The 19402-nt window shown below is 75.0% G+C and carries 22 protein-coding genes; 10 read left to right on the top strand and 12 right to left on the bottom strand.

The genetic code is table 11. The features are described from left to right. The first annotated feature begins 133 nt into the window (after nt 1-133). From BJP59_RS00525 to BJP59_RS00515, 3 genes are read left to right on the top strand one after another with little or no spacing between them, the layout of a single operon-like run. Nucleotides 134-622, top strand: a complete 489-nt coding sequence (locus BJP59_RS00525; RefSeq protein ID WP_194521878.1) for a DUF7832 domain-containing protein — start codon at nt 134-136, stop codon at nt 620-622. A 1-nt stretch (nt 623) separates the two neighbouring features. Next, nucleotides 624-1631: an MBL fold metallo-hydrolase gene (locus tag BJP59_RS00520; RefSeq protein WP_194521877.1), complete on the top strand. Its 1008-nt coding sequence runs from the start codon at nt 624-626 to the stop codon at nt 1629-1631. 29 nt (nt 1632-1660) lie between these two features. Beyond that, a complete protein-coding gene (locus tag BJP59_RS00515) occupies nt 1661-2533 on the top strand; it encodes an LLM class flavin-dependent oxidoreductase (protein WP_114553693.1) in 873 nt (290 codons plus the stop codon). On the opposite strand, the gene BJP59_RS00510 is transcribed toward BJP59_RS00515, so the two are convergent. From BJP59_RS00510 to BJP59_RS00485, 6 genes are all read right to left on the bottom strand, one after another. Further along, nucleotides 2520-2834, bottom strand: a complete 315-nt coding sequence (locus tag BJP59_RS00510; protein WP_114553694.1) for a hypothetical protein — start codon at nt 2832-2834, stop codon at nt 2520-2522. The genes BJP59_RS00515 and BJP59_RS00510 overlap by 14 nt on opposite strands. 57 nt (nt 2835-2891) lie before the next feature. Continuing rightward, on the bottom strand, nt 2892-4049 hold the full coding sequence (locus tag BJP59_RS00505; RefSeq protein WP_228485205.1) for a GNAT family N-acetyltransferase: 1158 nt from the start codon (nt 4047-4049) through the stop codon (nt 2892-2894). Then, on the bottom strand, nt 4046-4765 hold the full coding sequence (gene purQ / locus BJP59_RS00500) for a phosphoribosylformylglycinamidine synthase subunit PurQ (protein WP_034654359.1): 720 nt from the start codon (nt 4763-4765) through the stop codon (nt 4046-4048). The genes BJP59_RS00505 and purQ overlap by 4 nt, the downstream gene beginning before the upstream one ends. Next, nucleotides 4765-5052: a phosphoribosylformylglycinamidine synthase subunit PurS gene (purS, locus tag BJP59_RS00495; RefSeq protein ID WP_021483374.1), complete on the bottom strand. Its 288-nt coding sequence runs from the start codon at nt 5050-5052 to the stop codon at nt 4765-4767. The genes purQ and purS overlap by 1 nt, the downstream gene beginning before the upstream one ends. A gap of 177 nt (nt 5053-5229) precedes the next feature. Beyond that, nucleotides 5230-5850, bottom strand: a complete 621-nt coding sequence (locus BJP59_RS00490; RefSeq protein WP_194521876.1) for a hypothetical protein — start codon at nt 5848-5850, stop codon at nt 5230-5232. After that, nucleotides 5847-6218: a PadR family transcriptional regulator gene (locus tag BJP59_RS00485; protein WP_228485204.1), complete on the bottom strand. Its 372-nt coding sequence runs from the start codon at nt 6216-6218 to the stop codon at nt 5847-5849. The genes BJP59_RS00490 and BJP59_RS00485 overlap by 4 nt, the downstream gene beginning before the upstream one ends. Nucleotides 6219-6585: 367 nt before the next feature. Here BJP59_RS00485 and BJP59_RS00480 point away from each other — a divergent pair, with 367 nt between their 5' ends. Continuing rightward, nucleotides 6586-6765: a hypothetical protein gene (locus tag BJP59_RS00480; protein WP_194521875.1), complete on the top strand. Its 180-nt coding sequence runs from the start codon at nt 6586-6588 to the stop codon at nt 6763-6765. Nucleotides 6766-6783: 18 nt separating this feature from the next. On the opposite strand, the gene BJP59_RS00475 is transcribed toward BJP59_RS00480, so the two are convergent. Then, nucleotides 6784-7698, bottom strand: coding sequence for a phosphoribosylaminoimidazolesuccinocarboxamide synthase (locus BJP59_RS00475; protein ID WP_228485468.1), 915 nt, complete (start codon nt 7696-7698; stop codon nt 6784-6786). A gap of 96 nt (nt 7699-7794) precedes the next feature. Between BJP59_RS00475 and BJP59_RS00470 the strand changes: the two genes are divergently transcribed. The 3 genes from BJP59_RS00470 to BJP59_RS00460 all read left to right on the top strand — a co-directional run bounded on the left by BJP59_RS00470 (nt 7795) and on the right by BJP59_RS00460 (nt 10786). Then, nucleotides 7795-8568 (top strand): hypothetical protein, encoded by a 774-nt coding sequence (locus BJP59_RS00470; RefSeq protein WP_194521873.1) that lies wholly within the window; start codon nt 7795-7797, stop codon nt 8566-8568. Continuing rightward, nucleotides 8544-9302 (top strand): AAA family ATPase, encoded by a 759-nt coding sequence (locus BJP59_RS00465; RefSeq protein ID WP_194521872.1) that lies wholly within the window; start codon nt 8544-8546, stop codon nt 9300-9302. The genes BJP59_RS00470 and BJP59_RS00465 overlap by 25 nt, the downstream gene beginning before the upstream one ends. Nucleotides 9303-9550: 248 nt before the next feature. Further along, entirely contained in the window at nt 9551-10786 is a 1236-nt protein-coding gene (locus BJP59_RS00460) for a S1 family peptidase (RefSeq protein WP_194521871.1), read from the top strand. A 20-nt stretch (nt 10787-10806) separates the two neighbouring features. Here BJP59_RS00460 and purD read toward each other — a convergent pair whose 3' ends face one another. Both purD and BJP59_RS00450 read right to left on the bottom strand, forming a co-directional pair. After that, on the bottom strand, nt 10807-12129 hold the full coding sequence (gene purD / locus BJP59_RS00455; protein ID WP_194521870.1) for a phosphoribosylamine--glycine ligase: 1323 nt from the start codon (nt 12127-12129) through the stop codon (nt 10807-10809). Between the two features lie 73 nt (nt 12130-12202). Further along, the gene (locus BJP59_RS00450; protein ID WP_021482868.1) at nt 12203-13489 is read right to left on the bottom strand and encodes an adenylosuccinate synthase; all 1287 of its coding nucleotides are present in this window, start codon (nt 13487-13489) and stop codon (nt 12203-12205) included. 235 nt (nt 13490-13724) lie between these two features. Between BJP59_RS00450 and BJP59_RS00445 the strand changes: the two genes are divergently transcribed. After that, nucleotides 13725-14159 carry a DUF3151 domain-containing protein gene (locus tag BJP59_RS00445; RefSeq protein WP_031316448.1) on the top strand — a complete coding sequence of 145 codons (435 nt, stop codon included), beginning with the start codon at nt 13725-13727 and terminating at the stop codon, nt 14157-14159. Between the two features lie 72 nt (nt 14160-14231). Next, nucleotides 14232-14594, top strand: coding sequence for an STAS domain-containing protein (locus BJP59_RS00440; protein WP_043653881.1), 363 nt, complete (start codon nt 14232-14234; stop codon nt 14592-14594). Nucleotides 14595-14609: 15 nt separating this feature from the next. On the opposite strand, the gene BJP59_RS00435 is transcribed toward BJP59_RS00440, so the two are convergent. Continuing rightward, the gene (locus tag BJP59_RS00435; protein ID WP_086149270.1) at nt 14610-16829 is read right to left on the bottom strand and encodes a SpoIIE family protein phosphatase; all 2220 of its coding nucleotides are present in this window, start codon (nt 16827-16829) and stop codon (nt 14610-14612) included. Between the two features lie 139 nt (nt 16830-16968). Here BJP59_RS00435 and BJP59_RS00430 point away from each other — a divergent pair, with 139 nt between their 5' ends. Then, nucleotides 16969-17394 (top strand): STAS domain-containing protein, encoded by a 426-nt coding sequence (locus tag BJP59_RS00430; protein WP_021482033.1) that lies wholly within the window; start codon nt 16969-16971, stop codon nt 17392-17394. Between the two features lie 125 nt (nt 17395-17519). Here BJP59_RS00430 and fbaA read toward each other — a convergent pair whose 3' ends face one another. Both fbaA and BJP59_RS00420 read right to left on the bottom strand, forming a co-directional pair. Continuing rightward, complete coding sequence (gene fbaA / locus BJP59_RS00425; protein ID WP_021482032.1) at nt 17520-18542, bottom strand: class II fructose-bisphosphate aldolase; 1023 nt, start codon at nt 18540-18542, stop codon at nt 17520-17522. Nucleotides 18543-18651: 109 nt separating this feature from the next. Next, complete coding sequence (locus tag BJP59_RS00420; protein WP_194521869.1) at nt 18652-19368, bottom strand: TrmH family RNA methyltransferase; 717 nt, start codon at nt 19366-19368, stop codon at nt 18652-18654. Between the last annotated feature and the right edge of the window lie 34 nt (nt 19369-19402).

The raw sequence follows: 19402 nt of genomic DNA, 5'->3' as shown, positions 1-19402 counted from the left end.
AGCACGACGTCGCTGTCGCCAGGGCGCCCGTCATGACAGCAACGTCGTGCTCGACGCGGAGCGACGTCGTGGTCGGCGGCGGCGTCGTGGCGGGGGCGCGGCGGCGTCGGTGGGAGGCGGTAGCGTCGCGCGCATGACCACGAAGTACGACGACGCGTCCTGGCACTCCGGCGGCGAGGGCTACCCGCCCGAGGCCGGTCCCGAGGCGGGGGCGACGCACATCGGCATGTTCCTCGCGTGGGCGGTGCTCGCGGGGCACGCGTCCCCGGAGCTCGAGGAGGAATCCGAGGACGAGCTCGCGGCGCTGCGCGACCGCACCGTCACGCCGGGCGCGTTCGTGCACGAGTCGTGCGACGGCAAGCTCGTCGACCACGACCTCGACGACGTCGGCATTGCGTTCGCGAGCGCCTACTACGCGGGCGACGACGAGGACGAGGGCGACGGCGGCCTCTACCTCGAGGACTACGTGGACGCCGTGAGCCCCGGCGACGGGGAGCCCGAGGACGTGTACCGCGTCCCGGACACGTGGGAGACGTACGAGCTCGTCGCGCCGCTGATCGACGCGCGGTTCGCCCAGTGGGACGACGAGGGCCGCCCGGCGGTCCTGCGGCATCGCGCGTGACATGAGCGCCCCGACGCCCGTCACGCGCCTCGCCGCCGTCCTCCGCGCCGACAACCCCGGCCCCATGACGCTCGACGGCACGCGCTCGTACGTGCTGCGCGCGCCGGGCTCGGCGTCGTGCGTCGTCGTGGACCCGGGGCCCGACGACGCGGCCCACCTCGACGCGCTCGCCGCCGCCGGGCCGGTCGAGCTCGTGCTCGTGACCCACCGGCACGCCGACCACACGGCCGGGTCCCCCGGGCTGCACGCGCGCACCGGCGCCCCGGTGCGGGCCGCCGACCCGGACCACTGCCACGGCGGCGCGCCGCTGCGCGACGGCGAGGTGATCGAGGCCGCAGGCCTGCGGGTCGCGGTCCTCGCCACGCCCGGCCACACCGCCGACTCGGTCTGCCTCGTCCTGCCCGACGACGGCCCGGTCGCCTCGACCGACGACCGAGCCCGCCGCACGGCGGACCCGGGCTCGGCGGGCTCCGGCACCGCGGGCCCCGTCGCCGCAGGCTCCGGGACCGCGGCGGACGAGGGCGCGCGGACGCCGTCGGGCACGACCGTCCTCACGGGTGACACGGTGCTCGGGACGGGGACGACGGTGATCGCGGCGCCCGACGGGTCGCTCGGCGCCTACATCGCGAGCCTCGACGCGATCGAGGCCGTCACGGGCGGCCCGGGACCGGTGACCGGCCTCCCCGGCCACGGACCGCTCGTCGACGACCTCGCGGCGCGCGTGCGCGCGTACCGGGAGCACCGTCACGAGCGTCTCGCCCAGGTGCGGGCCGCGCTGACCACGCTCGGCCTGGCCCCGGACGCGCCGGGCGCGGTCGACGAGGTGGTCGCGCGGGTCTACGCCGACGTCGACCCCGCGGTGCGAGGAGCCGCCCGGCAGTCCGTCGCCGCGCAGCTCGCGTTCCTCGCCGGCCCAGACACCGACGCGGGCACCGGCACCGGCACGATCGCCGACATCGGAGCGGACGCGGCCGACGACACCCCCGGCACCCCGAGCCGCGACGGCTGACTGTCGGTGCCACGGTGCACGATGACGGGATGACGACACCACGGCTCGGTATCGCGTTCGTGCCCACCCACGCACCCGAGAGCCTGCGGCGGCTCGCGACGACGGCAGAGGACGCCGGCCTCGACGACCTCTGGGTGTGGGAGGACTGCTTCAAGCAGTCCGGCCTCGCCTCGGCGGCCGCTGCCCTCGCGTGGACCGAGCGCGTGCGCGTCGGCATCGGGCTCATGCCCGCCCCGCTGCGCAGCACGGCGATCACGGCGATGGAGGTGGCGACGCTCGCGCGGATGTTCCCCGGTCGCCTCGTCGCGGGGGTCGGGCACGGCGTCCAGGAGTGGATGGGGCAGGCGGGGGTGCGCGTCGCGTCGCCGCTGACGCTCCTGCGCGAGCACGCGACGGCGCTGCGGAGCCTGCTCGCGGGCGAGGAGCTCACGACGGACGGCCGGTACGTCACGCTCGACGCCGTCCGGCTCGACTGGCCGCCCACGGAGCCGGTCCCGCTGTGGCTGGGCGGGTCCGGGCCGCGGACGCTCGCGCTGGCCGGCGAGCTCGGCGACGGTCTCATCCTCACGAACGCGCTGACCCCCGAGGACGTGCGGGGCGCGGCGGCCGTCGCGCGCGAGGGCGGCGCGGGCCCGGGGTTCGACGTCCACGCGACGCTCATCGCCGCGACGGGGCCGGACGCGCAGGCACGGGTCGACCGCGAGCTGCCGGTGTGGGGCGCGGAGCCCGGTCGGGGCATCGGCGCCGCAGGTGACGCCCACGCGGTCGCGGCGGGCGTCCTGGCTCTCGCGGAGGCGGGCGCGACGGCCGTGGCGGTCCAGCCGACCGCGGACGAGCCCGACGTCGAGGCGTTCGTGCGCTTCCTCGGCCACGAGGTCGCGCCGCTGCTCAGCTCCCGGTGACGTGCCCGGTGTCGCCCTCGGTGCCCGTGGCGCCGGGCCGCTGCCGCAGGCCGTGGACGAGGGCGACCACCGCGCACACCAGCGCGACGGCGCCGACGGCGAGCGCGAGGCGGACGGGGAAGTCGGCGTAGAGGTCGGTCACCTCGCCGACCGGGAGGCCCCAGCCCGCCGCGGTCTCCCGCACTTCCGCCGCGAGCGCACCGATCCTTCCGGGCACCCGCGTCACGGCTGCGGAGACCCACCCGAGCAGCTCGAGGACGACGGAGGCCACGGAGTGGGCGCCGGACGCGAGGGGGATCACCGGTCCACCCTAGCGGAACCGGACAGCGCGGTCATATGCGGCACGGCGGGTATCGCCTCAGGTCAGCGGCTTGGCGAAGCACAGCGCGACGTGGTTGTCGCCGTCGTAGGGCGGGAAGTGCGCGACGGCACGGAAGCCGAGCGAGCGGTAGAGCGCGATGGCGCCGGGCTGGCGGATGCCCGTCTCGAGCAGGAGCGTGGAGGCCCCGCGCTCACGCGCCGCCGTCTCCAGCCCGTCGAGGAGCCGACGCGCGGTCCCCGTGCGGCGCGCGCTCTCGCGCACGAACACCTTCTTCACCTCGAGCGCGTCCTGCGGCGCGCCGGGCTCGGGCCGTCGCAGCGACGCGCACCCGAGGGCCTCGCCGTCCCGGTACGCCACGAGGGTGACCACGACGTCCGCTCCCAGGCGCGCGTCCACGCCCTCGAAGCCTCCGGCGGAGTCGAGGCCGCCGAAGAGCTCCGGGTACAGGACGGCGGACGACGTCTCGTGCATCTCGCGGCGCAGCGCTGCCGCGTCGGGGTCGTCCCACGGGACGGCTCGGAGCTCGACCGCCGCGCCCCCGACGACCAGGCCGCCCGCCGCGGCGCCGGACCCCGACCTCGTGCCGTCCAGCGCAGCGCCCCGTGGTCCGGTGGCATCCGGCGCGGCGGTCCGCGCTCCGGCGGCATCCGACGCAGCGGCGGGCGACACGCGCAGGTCGAGCGCGAAGCAGCGCGAGAGCGGCTGCCCGGCGTAGTGGCCGTACGACTCGATCGGCACGTACCCGAGCGAGAGGTAGAGGTCGATGGACTCCGGCTGGAGCGTGCCCGTCTCGAGCACGAGCCGGTCGAGGCCCGCGGCGACCGCGCGCTCGTGCAGCGCGCGCATCGCGGTGCGGGCGTGCCCGCGGCCCCGGTGGGCGGGCTCGACGTACAGGCGCTTCACCTCGCCGGTCCGCGCGGGGTGCGTGCCGCCGCGTCCGTCCGGCGTGCCGGAGACGTCGCGCAGCGCGACGAACGCGACCGGCTCGCCGTCCTCCCGGACCACGACGTTCGCGAGCGCCGCCTCGGGGGCGAACGTGCCGGCGTCGGGCTCGCCGTAGCGCACCGCGAGCTCCGCCTGCTGCCGCGACCGCAGCCGCTCGGCCGCGGCGTCGTCCGCCGGGACCGTCGCCACGGTGACGGCCCCGGTCCCGGGGCGCCCGACGGCGTCGGGCAGGACGCGCGGGAGCGTCACGCGCGGACGAGCGCGCCCAGGACGGACGTGAAGAACCCGAGGCCGTCGGTGCCGGCACGCGGGCCGGCCTCGGCGGCCGGGCCGAAGCCGGGCTCGACGGCGTGCTCCGGGTGGGGCATGAGCCCGACGACGTTGCCCGCCGCGTTCGAGATGCCCGCGATGCCGCGGCGCGACCCGTTCGGGTTCCAGCCGTCGTAGCGGAAGACGACGCGACCCTCGGCCTCGAGCTCGTCGAGCGTCCGCTCGTCGGCGACGAACTGCCCGTCCTGGTTCTTCAGCGGGATCGTGATGCGCTGGCCGGCCGTGTAGTCGCGCGTCCAGGCGGTGTCGGCGTTCTCGACCACGAGGACCTGCTCGCGGCACACGAAGTGCAGGTGGTCGTTCTTGACCATCGACCCCGGGAGCAGGTGCGCCTCGGTGAGGATCTGGAAGCCGTTGCAGATGCCCAGCACGGGCATGCCGCCCTTCGCGGCGTCCACGATCGACTCCATGACCGGCGCGAAGCGGCTGATCGCGCCCGCGCGCAGGTAGTCGCCGTAGGAGAAGCCGCCGGGCAGGACGACCGCGTCCACGCCGTGGAGGTCGGCGTCGGCGTGCCAGAGCGACACGGCCTCGCCGCCCGCGAGGCGCACCGCGCGCGCGGCGTCGCGGTCGTCGAGCGTGCCGGGGAAGGTGACGACGCCGACCGTGGCCGTCGCGAGAGCCGAGGCGGTCATCAGGCGAGACCCTGCGACGTGATCGTCGCGGCGGCGTCCGTCTCGATGTCGGCGACGCGCACGACGTCCTCGATGACGGGGTTCGACAGGAGCTTCACCGCGGCCTCCTCGGCGGCGGCGAGGACCTCCGGCGTCACCGGGCCCTCGACCTCGAGCTCGAACCGCTTGCCCTGGCGGACGGACGTGAACTGGGTGAAGCCGAGGCGCGGCAGCGCCCCGACGACGGCCTTGCCCTGCGGGTCCAGGATCTCGGGCTTGGGCATGACCTCGACGACGACGCGTCCCACGGGGGCTCCTTGGCGAGAGTGTTGGGAGGGCCGGGGCTCCGGGATCCCGGCCACGTCACGGGCGTCGAGGACGCCCGGGAGGACGGGACGAGCGGGAGCCGACGGCGGGATTCCGCGCTCAGTCTAGCGGGCGCGCGCACCCGCCCGGTCGGGCGTCCGCACGGTGAGCGGGCGTGCTCAGCCGCCCGCGGTGCGGCGCCGGTCCGGGGTGTCGACCGGGATGTTCCCGTCGAGCACGTGCTTGCGCCAGGCCCGGTCGACGTGGGACCGCCGGAACAGGAACCCGCTCGCGAACGCAGCCGCGCACCACAGCGCACCCAACCAGAGGTCCGGCCGGGTGACGTCGTACGAGAACAGCACATGGCCCAGGACGGGCCACCCGTAGAACACCGCCAACGCGGTCCCCAGGCTGCCCAGGGTGACGCGCCAGGGGTAGAGCGCCCCGTGGATGTCGTCGGCGACCCACCACCAGTACCGCGCGGGGAGCCGCAGGTCGAGCGACCGGTAGAGCAGCCAGCGCCCGAGCGGCGGGTGCTCGCGCCATCGCAGCGCCCACCCTGCGCGCACGAGCCCCCACGCCTCCCGGGCGCCGATGGCGCGGGGAGCGGCGCCGTCGTCCGGCTCGGGCGCCAGGTCGAGCAGGACGGCGAGCGCCTCGTCCCCGTGCAGGTCGCGCCAGCGCCGGGGGTAGGCGCGCAGCCAGAACCGCGCGGACCGCTCGTACCGGTCTGTGCCGCGCGCCCCGCGGGCAGGGCGGCCGGGCTGCGCGCCGTCGGCGGCGGCCCGTCGCCCGGTCACGCGCCGCTCCCGGCGAGACCGTCGGCGGGACCTCGACCGGCACCGCGGGTGAGCGACCGGCGCGCGCGCTCCGCGAGCTCGGCGAGGCGGAGGGTCTCGGCGCGGGCGGCGCGGCGCCCGTCGTCGGTCGCGCGGTAGTAGCGACGCAGCCGGCCGTCGACGACCTCCTCGCCCGTCGGCTCCACGAGACCGGCCGCGACGAGACGGTCGAGGTTCCCGTAGAGGGTGCCCGCGCCGAGGCGGGTGCGGCCGTCGGAGAGGTCGCGCACCGACCGGATGACGGCGTAGCCGTGGAGCGGCTCCCCGCTGAGGGCGAGGAGCACGAGATACGCCTGCTCCGTCATGCGGAACGGGGCCGAGGAGACCATGGTCGATATATATCGCCCGACGACCTATACGCGCAATCTCTGGGCGCGTGTCGGAGGGTGGGGCTAGGCTCGAACACGTGTTCGAGGCGCACGCTCGAGCACGGTGCGAGGGCGGGGTCCTGCCCCTTCCCCGCCCTCGCACGACACTTCGCCCGACGACGCACGGAGGCTCCCCATGGACGCACCGGCAGCACCCGTCCCGACGATCGACCGCGGCCGTTCACGGCCCGCGCCGGCCACCGTGGCGCGCGTCCTCGCGCGCGACGGGACGTGCGTCTTCCCGGGCTGCCGCGTACCGGCGTTCCGCTGCGACCTCGACCACGTCGTCGCCCCGCGGCCGGTCACAGGCACAGGCACAGGCACCGGTATGGACGACGACGCGGAGCCCGCGCACGGGGCCGACAACCTCGTCGCCCTGTGCCGCCACCACCGGGTCGTCCGCGCACGCGACGGCTGGCGCCCGGCGCTGCTCGCCGACGGGTCGGTCCGGTGGACCGCGCCGAGCGGGCACACCTACCTCCGACCCGGCACCCTGCGGACGGCGTGAGGCGTCAGGCGTCAGGCGTCAGGCGAGCGTCGACCCGGTGAGCCGCTCGTACGCCTCGAGGTAGCGCGCGCGGGTACGTGCGACGACGTCGGCCGGGATCGACGGCGGCGGGGTGTCCGCGGCGCGGTCCCAGCCCGACGCGGGCGACGTGAGCCAGTCGCGCACGAACTGCTTGTCGAAGCTCGGCTGCGCGCGACCCGGCTCCCACTGGTCCGCGGGCCAGAAGCGCGACGAGTCGGGCGTGAGCACCTCGTCGCCGAGCACCGTCTCCCCCGTCGCCGGGTCCACACCGAACTCGAGCTTGGTGTCCGCGAGGATCACGCCGCGCTCGCGCGCGATCTCCTCGGCGCGCGCGTACACGGCGAGCGTGAGGTCGCGCAGGCGCGTGGCGTCGTCGATGCCGATCTGCTCGGCCACGACGTCGAACGAGACGTTCTCGTCGTGCTCGCCCACGGCAGCCTTCGTCGCCGGCGTGAAGATCGGCTCGGGCAGGCGCGACCCGTCGACGAGGCCGTCGGGCAACGGCACGCCGCAGACCTCGCCGCCCGCGCGGTACTCCACGAGGCCGGAGCCCGTCAGGTACCCGCGCGCCACGCACTCGACGGGGAACATGTCGAGGCGGCGGCAGATCATCGCGCGCCCGGCGACGACGTCCGGCACGAGGCCGTCACCCGGCACCGCCGAGACGGCGGTCGAGACGACGTGGTTCGGCACGAGGTCGGCGAGCTGCTCGAACCACCACAGGCTGAGCTGCGTGAGCACGACGCCCTTGTCCGGGATACCGGGCGACAGCACGTGGTCGTAGGCGCTCACCCGGTCGCTCGCGACGACGAGGACGACGTCGCCCAGGGGGTGCACGCCCCCGACGGCCGGCAGGTCCGGCGTGTACAGGTCGCGCACCTTGCCGGAGTACGCGTGCGTCCAGCCGGGCAGGTCGAGCGCGGCCGTGTCGAGGGCGTCGGCCTCGCCGAGCGAGAGGGCCGAGCCGGGGTCCTGCGGGGTGTGGGTCACGGCCCCTAGTGTCGCACCATGCGACGCGAACCCGGCCCCTCGTCCACCTCGGGAGCCGCCCCCGGCGGCGCGCTCGACGGCACGCCCGACCAGGGCGAGGACGCCGGGCGCGCGACGCACGACCCGGGGGTGCGCGACTTCCTCGCCACCTTCTCGGCCTTCATGGAGACCGCCAACGAGCAGGCCCAGCGGCAGCGGACCGACGCCGGGCCGTCCGTCGCGGACGTGCTGCGCGAGCACCTCGGCACCGACCCGCGCTCGATCGCGGTCGTCACCGAGACGGTGTCCGCTCTGCGCAGCGTCGACGCGGACGTCGCGATCGAGGCCGTCGTCGCCCGTCACGGCGGTGGCCGCGTCGTCGGCGTCGGTGGCGGCGAGCAGCGGATGCACACGTCCCTCTCCGAGATCGTCGAGCACTCCGCCCTGTGGCGCCAGTTTCCCGTCGGCGCGGTGGACTACGCGCGCGCGGCGACGGGCCCCGAGAGCGAGCGCCGCACCGTCTCCTTCGGTCTGCACCTCTTCGCGTACGCGGGCACGCCCGTCGCGCTCCTGCAGCGCGCGGCGAACCCGCGGCACGGCGACGAGGGCAGCGTCGAGGTCATGTGCCCCCAGGAGGACGCCGCCCTGTCGCTCCTCGCCGAGCTCCGGGCGGCCATGGTCGAGCACAGCGTGCTGCGCGGCCAGGTCGTGACGTTCACGGCGTCGGACTACGGCGCGCAGGCCGGCGGCATGACGTTCCTGCCGCGAGACCGGGTCCCGGCGACGACGTGGTGCTCCCGGACGGCACGCTGAGCAGGATCGAGCGTCAGGTGCTCGGCGTCGCGCGGCACCGCACGGAGCTCCTCGCGGCTGGTCAGCACCTCAAGCGCGGCGTCCTGCTCTACGGTCCGCCGGGGACGGGCAAGACCCACACCGTCCGCCACCTCGTCGGCGAGAGCCCGGGCACGACGGTGATCGTCCTCGCAGGGGGTGCGCTCCGGCTCGTCCGGCTCGCCGCGGAGACGGCCCGTGCGCTCCAGCCCGCGATCATCGTGCTCGAGGACTGCGACCTCATCGCCGAGGACCGCTCGTTCCACGACGGCCCGCAGCCCCTGCTGTTCGAGGTGCTGGACGCCATGGACGGCCTCGCCAGCGACTCCGACGTCGCGTTCGTCCTGACGACGAACCGCGCCGACCTCCTGGAGCGCGCGCTCGCGCAGCGCCCCGGCCGGGTCGACCTCGCGGTCGAGATCCCCCTGCCCGACGCGTCGGCGCGGCTCCGGCTGTTCGAGCTCTACCGCGGCGAGCTGCCGTTCACCTCCGGTGCACTCGCCGACGCCGCCGACCGCACGGACGGCGTGACCGCCTCGTTCGTCAAGGAGGTGGTCCGGCGCGCCGTGCTGCGCGCGGTCGAGGCGAGCCACGACGTGGGAGACGAGGACCTCGGGTCCGCCGTGCACGAGATGACCGCGGACGCCGAGCGCATCACGCGCTCGCTGCTCGGCTCGTCGCCGGACCTCCTCGACGCGGAGACGTTCGAGCCCTGACCGGCGCCCGGCCGTCGCCCGGGCGCTTCGCGCCCGGACCGACGTCCCAGCCCGCGCCGAACCTCCGGCCGGCGGCTAGTGTCCCCTGAGGACGACCGTGGGCACGCTCCCCCACCGTCGGGGGCCCGCTCCGGAGCGCCTCCTGCGTGCACACGTCCGTCCCGGCTGCGCCGACGGCGGCGGCCGTCACCGGAACGGAGGACACACCGATGCACCACCCCAGGACAGCGCTAGCGGCAGGACTGGTGGTGCTGGTCGCGAGCGCCGGGCTCACGGAGGCCGCACGGGCGAGCACGCCGCGGCCCGAGTCGACCTCCGTCTCCGCGCCCGGCGCCGCCTCCGGGCGTGCGACCGGGCACGCGACGGGGCGCACCAGCGGCGGGCTCCCGTCGGGGCAGCTGCGCGCGCTCGAGCGCGACCTCGGGCTCGACCCGGCGGAGGTCGACGACCGGCTCGCCCTCGACGCCGCGACGGCCACGGTCGAGCGCGCCCTGAGCGGCGAGCTCGGCGCCGTCTACGCCGGGACGTGGGTCGACGCCGAGGCCGGTGCGCCCGTCGTCGCCGTCACCGACCCTGCGGCCGTCGCGGACGTCGAGGCCGCCGGCGCCACGGCCGTCGTCGTGGACCGGAGCCAGGCCGAGCTCGACGACGTCGCGGCGCAGCTCGACGCGGCCAGGACGCCCGACGCCGTCCAGGCGTGGTACGTGGACGTCACCACGAACGAGGTCGTCGTCGAGGCGCTCGACCCCGCGGCCGCGGAGGCCTTCGTCGAGGCGTCGGGGACGGACGGGTCCGCCGTGCGCACCGAGGTCGTCGACGCGCCGTACGAGCCGGTGGCCGACGTGCGCGGCGGGGACCGCTACATCTCGCGGGACCCCGGCGGGTGGTCGGGGTCGGCCTGCTCGATCGGTTTCGCCGTCCAGGGCGGGTTCGTCACGGCAGGGCACTGCGGCGCGGCGGGCAAGGAGGTGCTCACCGCGGGCTGGGCGCGCATGGGCATGGTCCAGGCGGCGTCGTTCCCCGGCCACGACTACGCGTGGGTGCGCGTCGACGCCGGATTCTCTCCCGTCCCCCGGGTGAACGACTACGCGGGCGGCACGGTCGGCGTCGCCGGCTCGGTCGAGGCGCCCGTGGGTGCCTCGGTGTGTCGCTCGGGCGCCACGACCGGCTGGCGCTGCGGCGTCATCGAGCAGAAGAACATCACCGTCAACTACGGCACCGGCACCGTCTCGGGCCTCGCGCGTGGCAGCGCGTGCGCGGAGGGCGGCGACTCGGGTGGCTCCGTGGTCTCGGGCGACCAGGCGCAGGGCGTCACGTCCGGCCGCGTCAAGGACTGCTCGAACGGCGGCTCGTTCGTCTACCAGCCCGTCAACCCGATCCTGTCCGCCTACGGTCTGTCGCTCGTCACGACGGGAGGCACGTCGGGCGCCGCGCTCGCGGGCCTGGCAGGGACCGTGAACCGGAACCCCTGGTTCCGCGGGTAGCGACGGCGCCCGGTGAGCCGTCAGCCCGCGAGCGTGACCTCGCCCGCGGCGGCCCTCGCCGCGATGTCGGTGCGGTGGTGCGAGCCCGGGAGCACGATGCGGTCGACCGCGGCGTACGCCCGGCGGCGCGCCTCGGCCAGGTCCGCGCCGCGCGCCACGACCGACAGCACGCGGCCGCCCGAGGCGACCAGGCCGCCGTCGTCCGCGCGCGACGTGCCCGCGTGCAGCACGTGCACGCCCTCGACGCCCTCCGCCGCGTCGATCCCCGTGATCGGGTCGCCGCCACGGACGGCGCCCGGGTAGCCGTGCGCCGCGACGACGACGGTGACGGACGCGTCGTCGTGCCAGCGCAGCGGGCCGACCTCGGCGAGCCGCCCCTGGGCCGCCGCGAGCATGACCGCGGACAGCGGCGTCGCGAGGCGCGTGAGCACGGACTGCGTCTCCGGGTCGCCGAAGCGCGCGTTGAACTCGACGACGCGCGTGCCGCGGCTCGTCAGCGCGAGGCCCACGTAGAGCACGCCGACGAACGGGGTGCCGCGCCGCGCCATCTCGTCGATCGTCGGCTGCGCGACGCGCGTGACGACCTCCTCCACCAGGCCGTCGGGCGCCCACGGCAGCGGGCTGTACGCGCCCATGCCGCCCGTGTTCGGGCCCGCGTCGGCGTCGAACGCACGCTTGAAGTCCTGGGCGGGCGCGAGCGGCACGACCGTCGCGCCGTCGCTCACGCAGAAGAGGGAGACCTCGGGACCGTCGAGGTACTCCTCGACGACGACGCACGGGTCCTCGGGCGTGCCGTCCGCCGCACGGCGGGGCGTCGCGAAGCACGCGGCGGCGTGCTCGAGCGCGGCCTGACGGTCCTCCGTGACGACGACGCCCTTGCCCGCGGCCAGGCCGTCGTCCTTGATGACGTAGGGCGCGCCGAACGCGTCGACGGCGGCCGCGACCTCGTCGACGTCGGTGCACACGTGCGCGAGCGCCGTGGGGACCGACGCGGCGGCCATGACGTCCTTCGCGAACGCCTTGGAGCCCTCGAGCCGCGCCGCCTCGGCGCTCGGCCCGAACACGGGGACGCCGGCCTCGCGCACCGCGTCCCCGACGCCGGCGACGAGCGGCGCCTCCGGGCCGATGACGACGAGGTCGACGCCCAGGTCCGTCGCGAGCGCGGCCATCGCGGCGCCGTCGTTCTGATCCACCGCGTGCAGCGTCGCGAGGTCCCCGATGCCCGGGTTCCCCGGGGCGGCGTGCAGCTCGTGCCGCTCCGCGCCCGGGCGGTCGGCCTCGTGCGCGAGGGCGTGGACGATGGCGTGCTCGCGGGCACCGGTCCCGACGACGAGGATCTTCACGGGCGCCGAGTCTACCGAGACGGCCCGGACGCCCCGCGGGGCGTCCGGGCCGTGGTCGGCGGGCGTCGTCGGCTCAGTGGATGAGGTCGTGGCGCGGGATGATCGCGTCGCGGCTCGGGCCGACGCCGATCGCGGAGATCCGCGTGCCCGACATCTCCTCCAGCGCGTGCACGTAGCGCTGCGCGTTGACCGGCAGGTCGTCGAACGTGCGGGCGCCGGAGATGTCCTCCCACCAGCCGTCGAGCTCCTCGTAGATCGGCTTCGCGTGGTGGAACGCGGTCTGGTCGAGCGGCATCTCGTCGTACCGGACGCCGTCGACGTCGTACGCGACGCAGACCGGCACCTTCTCGAAGCCGGTGAGGATGTCGAGCTTGGTGAGCACCATGTCGGTGATGCCGTTGACGCGGGTCGCGTAGCGCGCGATCACCGAGTCGTACCAGCCGCAGCGGCGCGCGCGGCCCGTCGTGACGCCGTACTCGCCGCCCTGCTTGAGCAGGTACTCGCCGTTCGCGTCGAACAGCTCGGTCGGGAACGGGCCCTCGCCCACGCGCGTCGTGTACGCCTTGATGACGCCGATCACGGAGCTGATGCGCGTCGGCCCGACGCCCGAGCCCGTGAGCGCGCCGCCCGCGGTCGCGTTGGACGACGTGACGAACGGGTACGTCCCGTGGTCGACGTCGAGCATCGTGGCCTGCCCGCCCTCGAAGAGGACGTTCTTGCCCGCGTCGAGCGCCTTGTTCAGCTCGAGCGCCGTGTCCGCGACCATCGGCTTGAGCCGGTCGGCGTACTGCAGCAGCTCGGCCACGGTCTCGTCCACGGTGATGGCACGGCGGTTGTAGACCTTCACCAGCAGGTGGTTCTTCTGGTCGAGCGAGCCCTCGATCTTCTCCGCGAGGATCTTCTCGTCGAACAGGTCCCAGATGCGGATGCCGACGCGGTTGATCTTGTCCGCGTACGCCGGCCCGATGCCGCGGCCCGTCGTGCCGATGCGGCGCTTGCCGAGGAACCGCTCGCTCACCTTGTCGATCGTGCGGTGGTAGCCCGCGATGACGTGCGCGGAGCCCGAGACGAGCAGGCGCGAGACGTCCACGCCCCGCGAGATCAGGTCGTCGAGCTCCTGGAACAGCACCTCGATGTCGACGACGACACCGTTCGCGATGACCGGCGTGACCCCCGGGGACAGGATGCCCGACGGCAGCAGGTGGAGCGCGTACTTCTCGTCCCCGATGACGACCGTGTGGCCGGCGTTGTTGCCGCCGTTGAACTTGACCACGTAGTCGACCCGGGACCCGAGGAGGTCGGTCGCCTTGCCCTTGCCCTCATCGCCCCACTGGGCACCGACGAGCACCACGCCTGGCATGGAATCCCCACTTTCGCGCTGCCTGTTCCTCGGGCCGGTCATGGTCGTGGGCGCGCACCGGCGTCCGGAGCGGAGCGGGCACGGCGTGCCCGACGGCGCCGGGCCCGCGGGCCCGAGGCGTCACCCGGGCGGCAGAGACCCGGGGACCGGCGCCGAGTTTACCGGTCGGATGACGGAAATTGACCTTCGAGGCGGCTATCGACCGCGTCACGCCCGGGATGGGCAGAATGGCCTCATGAGCGACACCCACCCGAACCTCCTCGACGGCCCCGCACCCGTCCGCCTCCCCGACGACTACGCGCACGTCCGCGACGCCATCGCGGCCGACGGCGACCCGTACGAGATCGCGGGCCGCTCGCCCGCGAGCTCGCTCGCGTGGGCCTACCTCGCCGAGGACTTCCTCCACGAGAACGGTTCGCGCGGCGCGGTGACGGCCTACGCGTTCGCGCGCACCGGCTACCACCGCGGGCTGGACTCCCTGCGGCGCGCCGGCTGGCGCGGCCAGGGACCGATCCCGGCCGACCACGTGCCGAACCAGGGCTTCCTGCGCGCGCTCCTGGCCCTCGCCGAGTGCGCCGCGTACCTCGGCGAGGTCGAGGAGGCGGAGCGCTGCGAGCAGTTCCTGCGCGACGCCGGGACCTCGGCCGACGAGGTGCGCGCGCTGCGCTGACCGGCCGCGCGTCCGCCCGGCGACCACCGGGTGGGCGCGCGACGCACCCGGGCGGCGTCTAGAGTCGTGGGCATGATCGAGATCGCCACGTCCCCCGCGACGACGACCCTCGTCATCGCCGGAGACCTCGATCTCGCCGAGCGCGACCAGTTCCCGGAGATCGCGGCACGCGTCGTCGGGCTGCGCCGTCAGCTCCTCGTCATCGACATGTGCCGCGTGACGTTCATGGACTCCACCGGCGCGGCGTTCCTCATCTCGCTCGCCGACGCCGGTCGCAAGCGCGGCGGTGCGACGGTGCTGCGCGGCTGCGACGACCGGGACCTGTTCGTGCTCGAGGTGTGCGGCGCGCTCGAGCTGTTCCGCATCGACAACGACCACCGCTGCGAGCCCGCGACGCCGCCGTCCGGCTTCGCCAAGGTCGAGCCCCCGGCCTGACGCCCGCAGGCCGTCCTAGCGCCCCGAGGGCCGCAGGGTCGCCCACACGAGCTTGCCCGACGCCGTCGGGCGCCACCCCCAGTCGGCGAGCCGCTCGACGATCTGCATGCCGAAGCCGCCCATGCGGTTCGGGTGCCCGTCCGTCGGGACGGGCGGCGCGGGGTTGGAGTCCTCGACCTCGACGCGGATGCCGTCGCCCGTGTCGAACAGGCGCAGCGCGAGGTGGCCCCACCCGTGCAGCACGCCGTTCGCGACGAGCTCCGAGACGACGAGCTCCGCGTTCGCGCTCTCCCGCACGCCCCACGCCTGGCACGTGCGCACGACGGCGTGCCGCGCCCGCCCGATCGACGCCGGCTCGCTCGGCAGGAGCCAGCGGCGGCTGCGCGGGCTGAGCACGACGGCGGACGCGTCCCGCTGCGGGTCGGGGATGCGCACGACGACGAGCGCGACGTCGTCCTCGGGGGCGTCGGCCAGGCGCGACAGCAGCTCCTCGCCCACGCCCGCGGCGTCGACGGCCGTGACCGCCTCGGACGCCGCGACGAGCGCCTCCAGCCCGACCCGCAGGGCGCGGTCGCGGCGCTCGATGAGGCCGTCGGTGTAGAAGACGAGCGTGTCGCCCGGCAGGAGCGTCGCGACGCCCGTCGAGCGGCTGCGGCCGCCGAAGCCGACGAGCGCTCCCCCGGCGTCGTCGAGCTGCGTCACGGTGCCGTCGCGCAGCAGGAGCGGCGGCAGGTGACCGGCACGCGAGTACTCGATCCGCCACGCGTCCTCGGGCTGCGCGGCGTCCGGCTGCGTGAGCGCCGCGTACACGAGGCTCGCGGAGCGCGGGATGCGCATGCCCTGGACGAGCTGGTCGACGCGCTCGAGCACGGGGCCGGGCGTCGTGAGCTCGTACGCGTACGAGCGCACCACCGAGCGGAGCTGGCCCATGGCGGCCGCCGCCTCGACGTCGTGCCCCACGACGTCGCCGATGACGAGGCCGACGACGTCCGGCGCGATCTGCAGGACGTCGTACCAGTCGCCGCCCACCTGGGCGTGCTCGGAGTTCGGCGCGTAGTACGTCCACACGTCGAGGCCCGTGACGTCGGCCTGCTCGGGGAGCATCGCGCGCTGGAGCGTCTCGGCGAGGCGGTGCTCGCGCGCGTAGAGGCGCACGTTGTCGATCGCGGTGCCGGCCCGGCGCGCGATGACCTGCAGCAGCGTGCGCACGCCCTCGCGGGCCTCCGCGTCGGTGCCGAACCCCTGCGGCGGAGTGTCGGGCAGGTCTCCCGTGACGAGCAGGCCGAGGATGCGCCGGCGCCCCGGGACGGCGGACACGGTCACGGACCCCGGCCGCCGCGGCAGCCCGGAGAGCCGGTGGTGGAGGTCGCGCTGGAGCCAGCCCGAGGCGGACCACTGCGGGTACGTGGCGGAGAGGTCGAGCGTCACCGGCCCCTCGATGCGCCCGTCGAGCACGTCCTGGACGCGGTCCGGCACGTCCACGCGGACGCGCGGCACCGAGCCGGTGACGGAGGCCGAGTCGCCGAGCGCGTCGGTCGTGTGCACGCCCGGGGCGAGGGGCAGGACGCCGGGCGTGTAGCGGCCGTGCCGCTGGCCACGACCGCTCGGGGGCGCCGCCGTGTCGACGCCCTCCGCGTACCGCAGCCCGTCGTCGTTGAGGTAGAAGCCCGCCCAGTCGACGACGTACCCCGCGAGCAGCGCCGTGATGTCGCGCAGCGCGTACGGCTGGTCGAGGTCGGCGAGGAGGTCGGAGCTGCGGGCGACGACGTCGAGCACCGCGCGCTCGCGCCGCTCGAGCGCGAGCGACGCGACCTGGGCGGCGTACCGGTCGAGGTGCTCGGAGACGTCGACCTGCGCACCGACCCAGTGGGTCACCGCGCCGTCGGGGCCGGTGAGGGGCGCGAGCGAGAGCTGCGTCCACACCGCGACCCCGTCGCGCCGGAAGGTGCGCACGGTGTAGGTGAGCTCGCGCTCGTCGGCCACGGCGGCGCGGAGCTGCTGCGCGTCGACGGGGTTCGCGAGGAGCGACTCGAGGACCTGGGGGCTGCGGCCGAGCACCTCGGCGGCGGTGAACCCGGTCTGCCGCTCGAACGCGCGGTTGACCCAGACGATCGGCATCTCCGCCGACCGCGGGCCCGTGACGAACATCGCGACCCCGGTGGCGTCCATCGCGCGCGTGCACAACTCCTGGACGTGCGCGGGCAGGTCGGTGCCGAGCTCCGGCGAGCTGCCCATCGTCACCTCCGACGGTCCGAGCGTCGATCGTCTGGAAACGGACGCCACGGTCGCGTTACTGTCCCGACTGGACATTCAACCGTAGATTGGTGCTTCCCGAGACCGGAACCGGTCCGGACCACGCCAGAGAGGAGCGCCGGTGCGCGAAGGTACACCCCCGGCCGCAGACCGCCCGGTCGGCGTCGCCGGCGACCCCGCAGGAGCGGGCGACCCCGCGAGCGTGCACGTCATCGTGGGCACGACGCGAGCCCGCATCGTGCTCTCGGGCGAGATCGACGCCGACCTCGGCGCCGACCTCCAGGAGGCGACCGCCGCGGCGGAGGACTCCGGCCTGCCCGTCGAGATCGACGCCCACCACGTGACCTTCATGGACTCGTCGGGTGTGGCGTTCCTCGCACGTCTCGCGTCGCGCGGCCCGCACCGCGTGCGCGTCCTCCGCGCCCCGCCCACGGTGCGGTTCCTGCTCGAGGTGACCCGCATCGGCGAGCTGCTGGACATCGTCGACGTGGACCCCGGCTTCGACCTCGACGAGCCTCCCGGCAACGGCGCGGGCACCACCGACTGACGCCCGTGGCCGCCTGACGCCCGTCGTCGGGCGCGCGCGGCCGCAGCACGACGAAGGCCCCCGGTCCTCACGGACCGGGGGCCTTCGTGCGACGCGGGCCCGGAGCGACGCCGGGCCGTGCGGCGTCAGCGGATCTTGTTGCCCGCGGAGCGCAGCTGCTGCGACGCCTCGATGATGCGCGCGGCCATGCCGGCCTCGGCCAGCTTGCCCCAGGCGCGCGGGTCGTAGGCCTTCTTGTTGCCGACCTCGCCGTCGATCTTCAGGACGCCGTCGTAGTTCGAGAACATGTGGCCGACGACGGGGCGCGTGAACGCGTACTGCGTGTCGGTGTCGATGTTCATCTTGATGACGCCGAAGTCCACCGCCGCCGAGATCTCCTCGGCCGTGGAGCCGGAGCCGCCGTGGAAGACCAGGTCGAACGGGTTCTCCTTGCCGACCTTCGCGCCGACGGCCTCCTGGATCTCCTTGAGGATCTCCGGGCGGAGCTTGACCGCACCCGGCTTGTACACGCCGTGCACGTTGCCGAACGTGAGGGCCGTCAGGTAGCGGCCCTTCTCGCCCGTGCCGAGCGCCTCGATCGTCGCGAGGCCATCCTCGACCGTCGTGTAGAGCTTCTCGTTGATCTCGGCCTCGTGGCCGTCCTCCTCGCCGCCGACGACGCCGACCTCGATCTCGAGGATCGTGCGCGCCGCCTGCGAGAGCTCGAGCAGCTCGGCCGCGATGGTGAGGTTCTCGTCCAGGGGGACGTCCGAGCCGTCGTACATGTGCGACTGGAACGTCGGCAGGCCGCCGTTCTTCACCTGCTCGGCCTCGATGGCCAGGAGCGGGCGGACCCAGGAGTCGAGGTTCTTCTTGACGCAGTGGTCGGTGTGGATCGCGATCTGCACCGGGTAGTTCTTCGCGACCTCGCGCGCGTACGCCGCGAGCGCGAGCGAACCGGCGATGCGGTCCTTGACCGTCGAACCCGAGCCGTACTCGGCGCCGCCCACGGAGACCTGGATGATGCCGTCGGACTCGGCCTCGGCAAAGCCCTGGAGCGCGGCGGTGATGGTCTGCGACGAGGTGATGTTGACGGCCGGGTAGGCGAACGAGCCTGCCTTCGCCCGGTCGATCATCTCGGCGTAGACCTCGGGGGTTGCGATGGGCATGCGGAGCTCCTGTGGAGTCGTGCGGGGTGGACTGTCAGGTCAAAGTCTGGCATGGATGACAGCGCGAGGTCAGGGCCGTTCGACCTGTGGTCCCCGGATGACCACGCCTCTACCTCGGCGGCCCCGTGGGCCCCAGGTGCTGCGCCGCCCAGGCGTGCAGGGCGATCGCGCCGGCGGCGCCGGCGTTGATCGACCGGGTCGACCCGTGCTGCGTGATGTGGAGCACCGCGCGGCACGCCTCGACAGCCTCGGGCGTCAGCCCGGCCGACTCCTGGCCGAGGAGCAGCACGCACGACGCGGGGAGCGCGTAGCCCTCGATCGGCACCGACCCCGGGACGTTGTCGACCCCGAAGAGCGGCAGGCCCTCCCCCGCGGCCCAGCCCGCGAGCTCCTCCACCGACGCGTGGTGGTGCACGTGCAGGTAGCGGTCGGTGACCATGGCGCCGCGGCGGTTCCACCGCCGTCGACCCACGACGTGCACCCCGGCCGCGTTGAACGCGTTGGCGGTGCGGACGACGGAGCCGATGTTGAGGTCGTGCGCCCAGTTCTCGATCGCGACGTGGAGCCGGCGGGCCGGGTCGCGGCGCGCGTCGAGGTCGGCGACGACGGCCTCGACCGTCCAGTACCGGTAGGCGTCGACGACGTTGCGGCGGTCGCCGTGCGCGAGCAGCTCGGGGTCGTACCGGGGGTCGAGCCGCGTCGCCCCGGGCGGTCCGGCGGGGTCCGGGACGCGGGGCCACGCCTCCGGGCCGCCGGGCCACGGGCCGACGCCGACCTCGCGCTCGTCCGCCTCCCGCTCGCCCGACTCGCCCGCGCTGCTCGCCATGGCGCACATTCTGCCGGGACCCGCAGGTCCGTCG

Origin of the sequence: Cellulosimicrobium sp. JZ28, assembly GCF_015327065.1 — a bacterium.
Lineage (GTDB): Bacteria > Actinomycetota > Actinomycetes > Actinomycetales > Cellulomonadaceae > Cellulosimicrobium > Cellulosimicrobium funkei.
The sequence above is the reverse complement of the archived record's forward strand: the minus strand, read 5'-3'. Positions and strand labels throughout refer to the sequence as shown.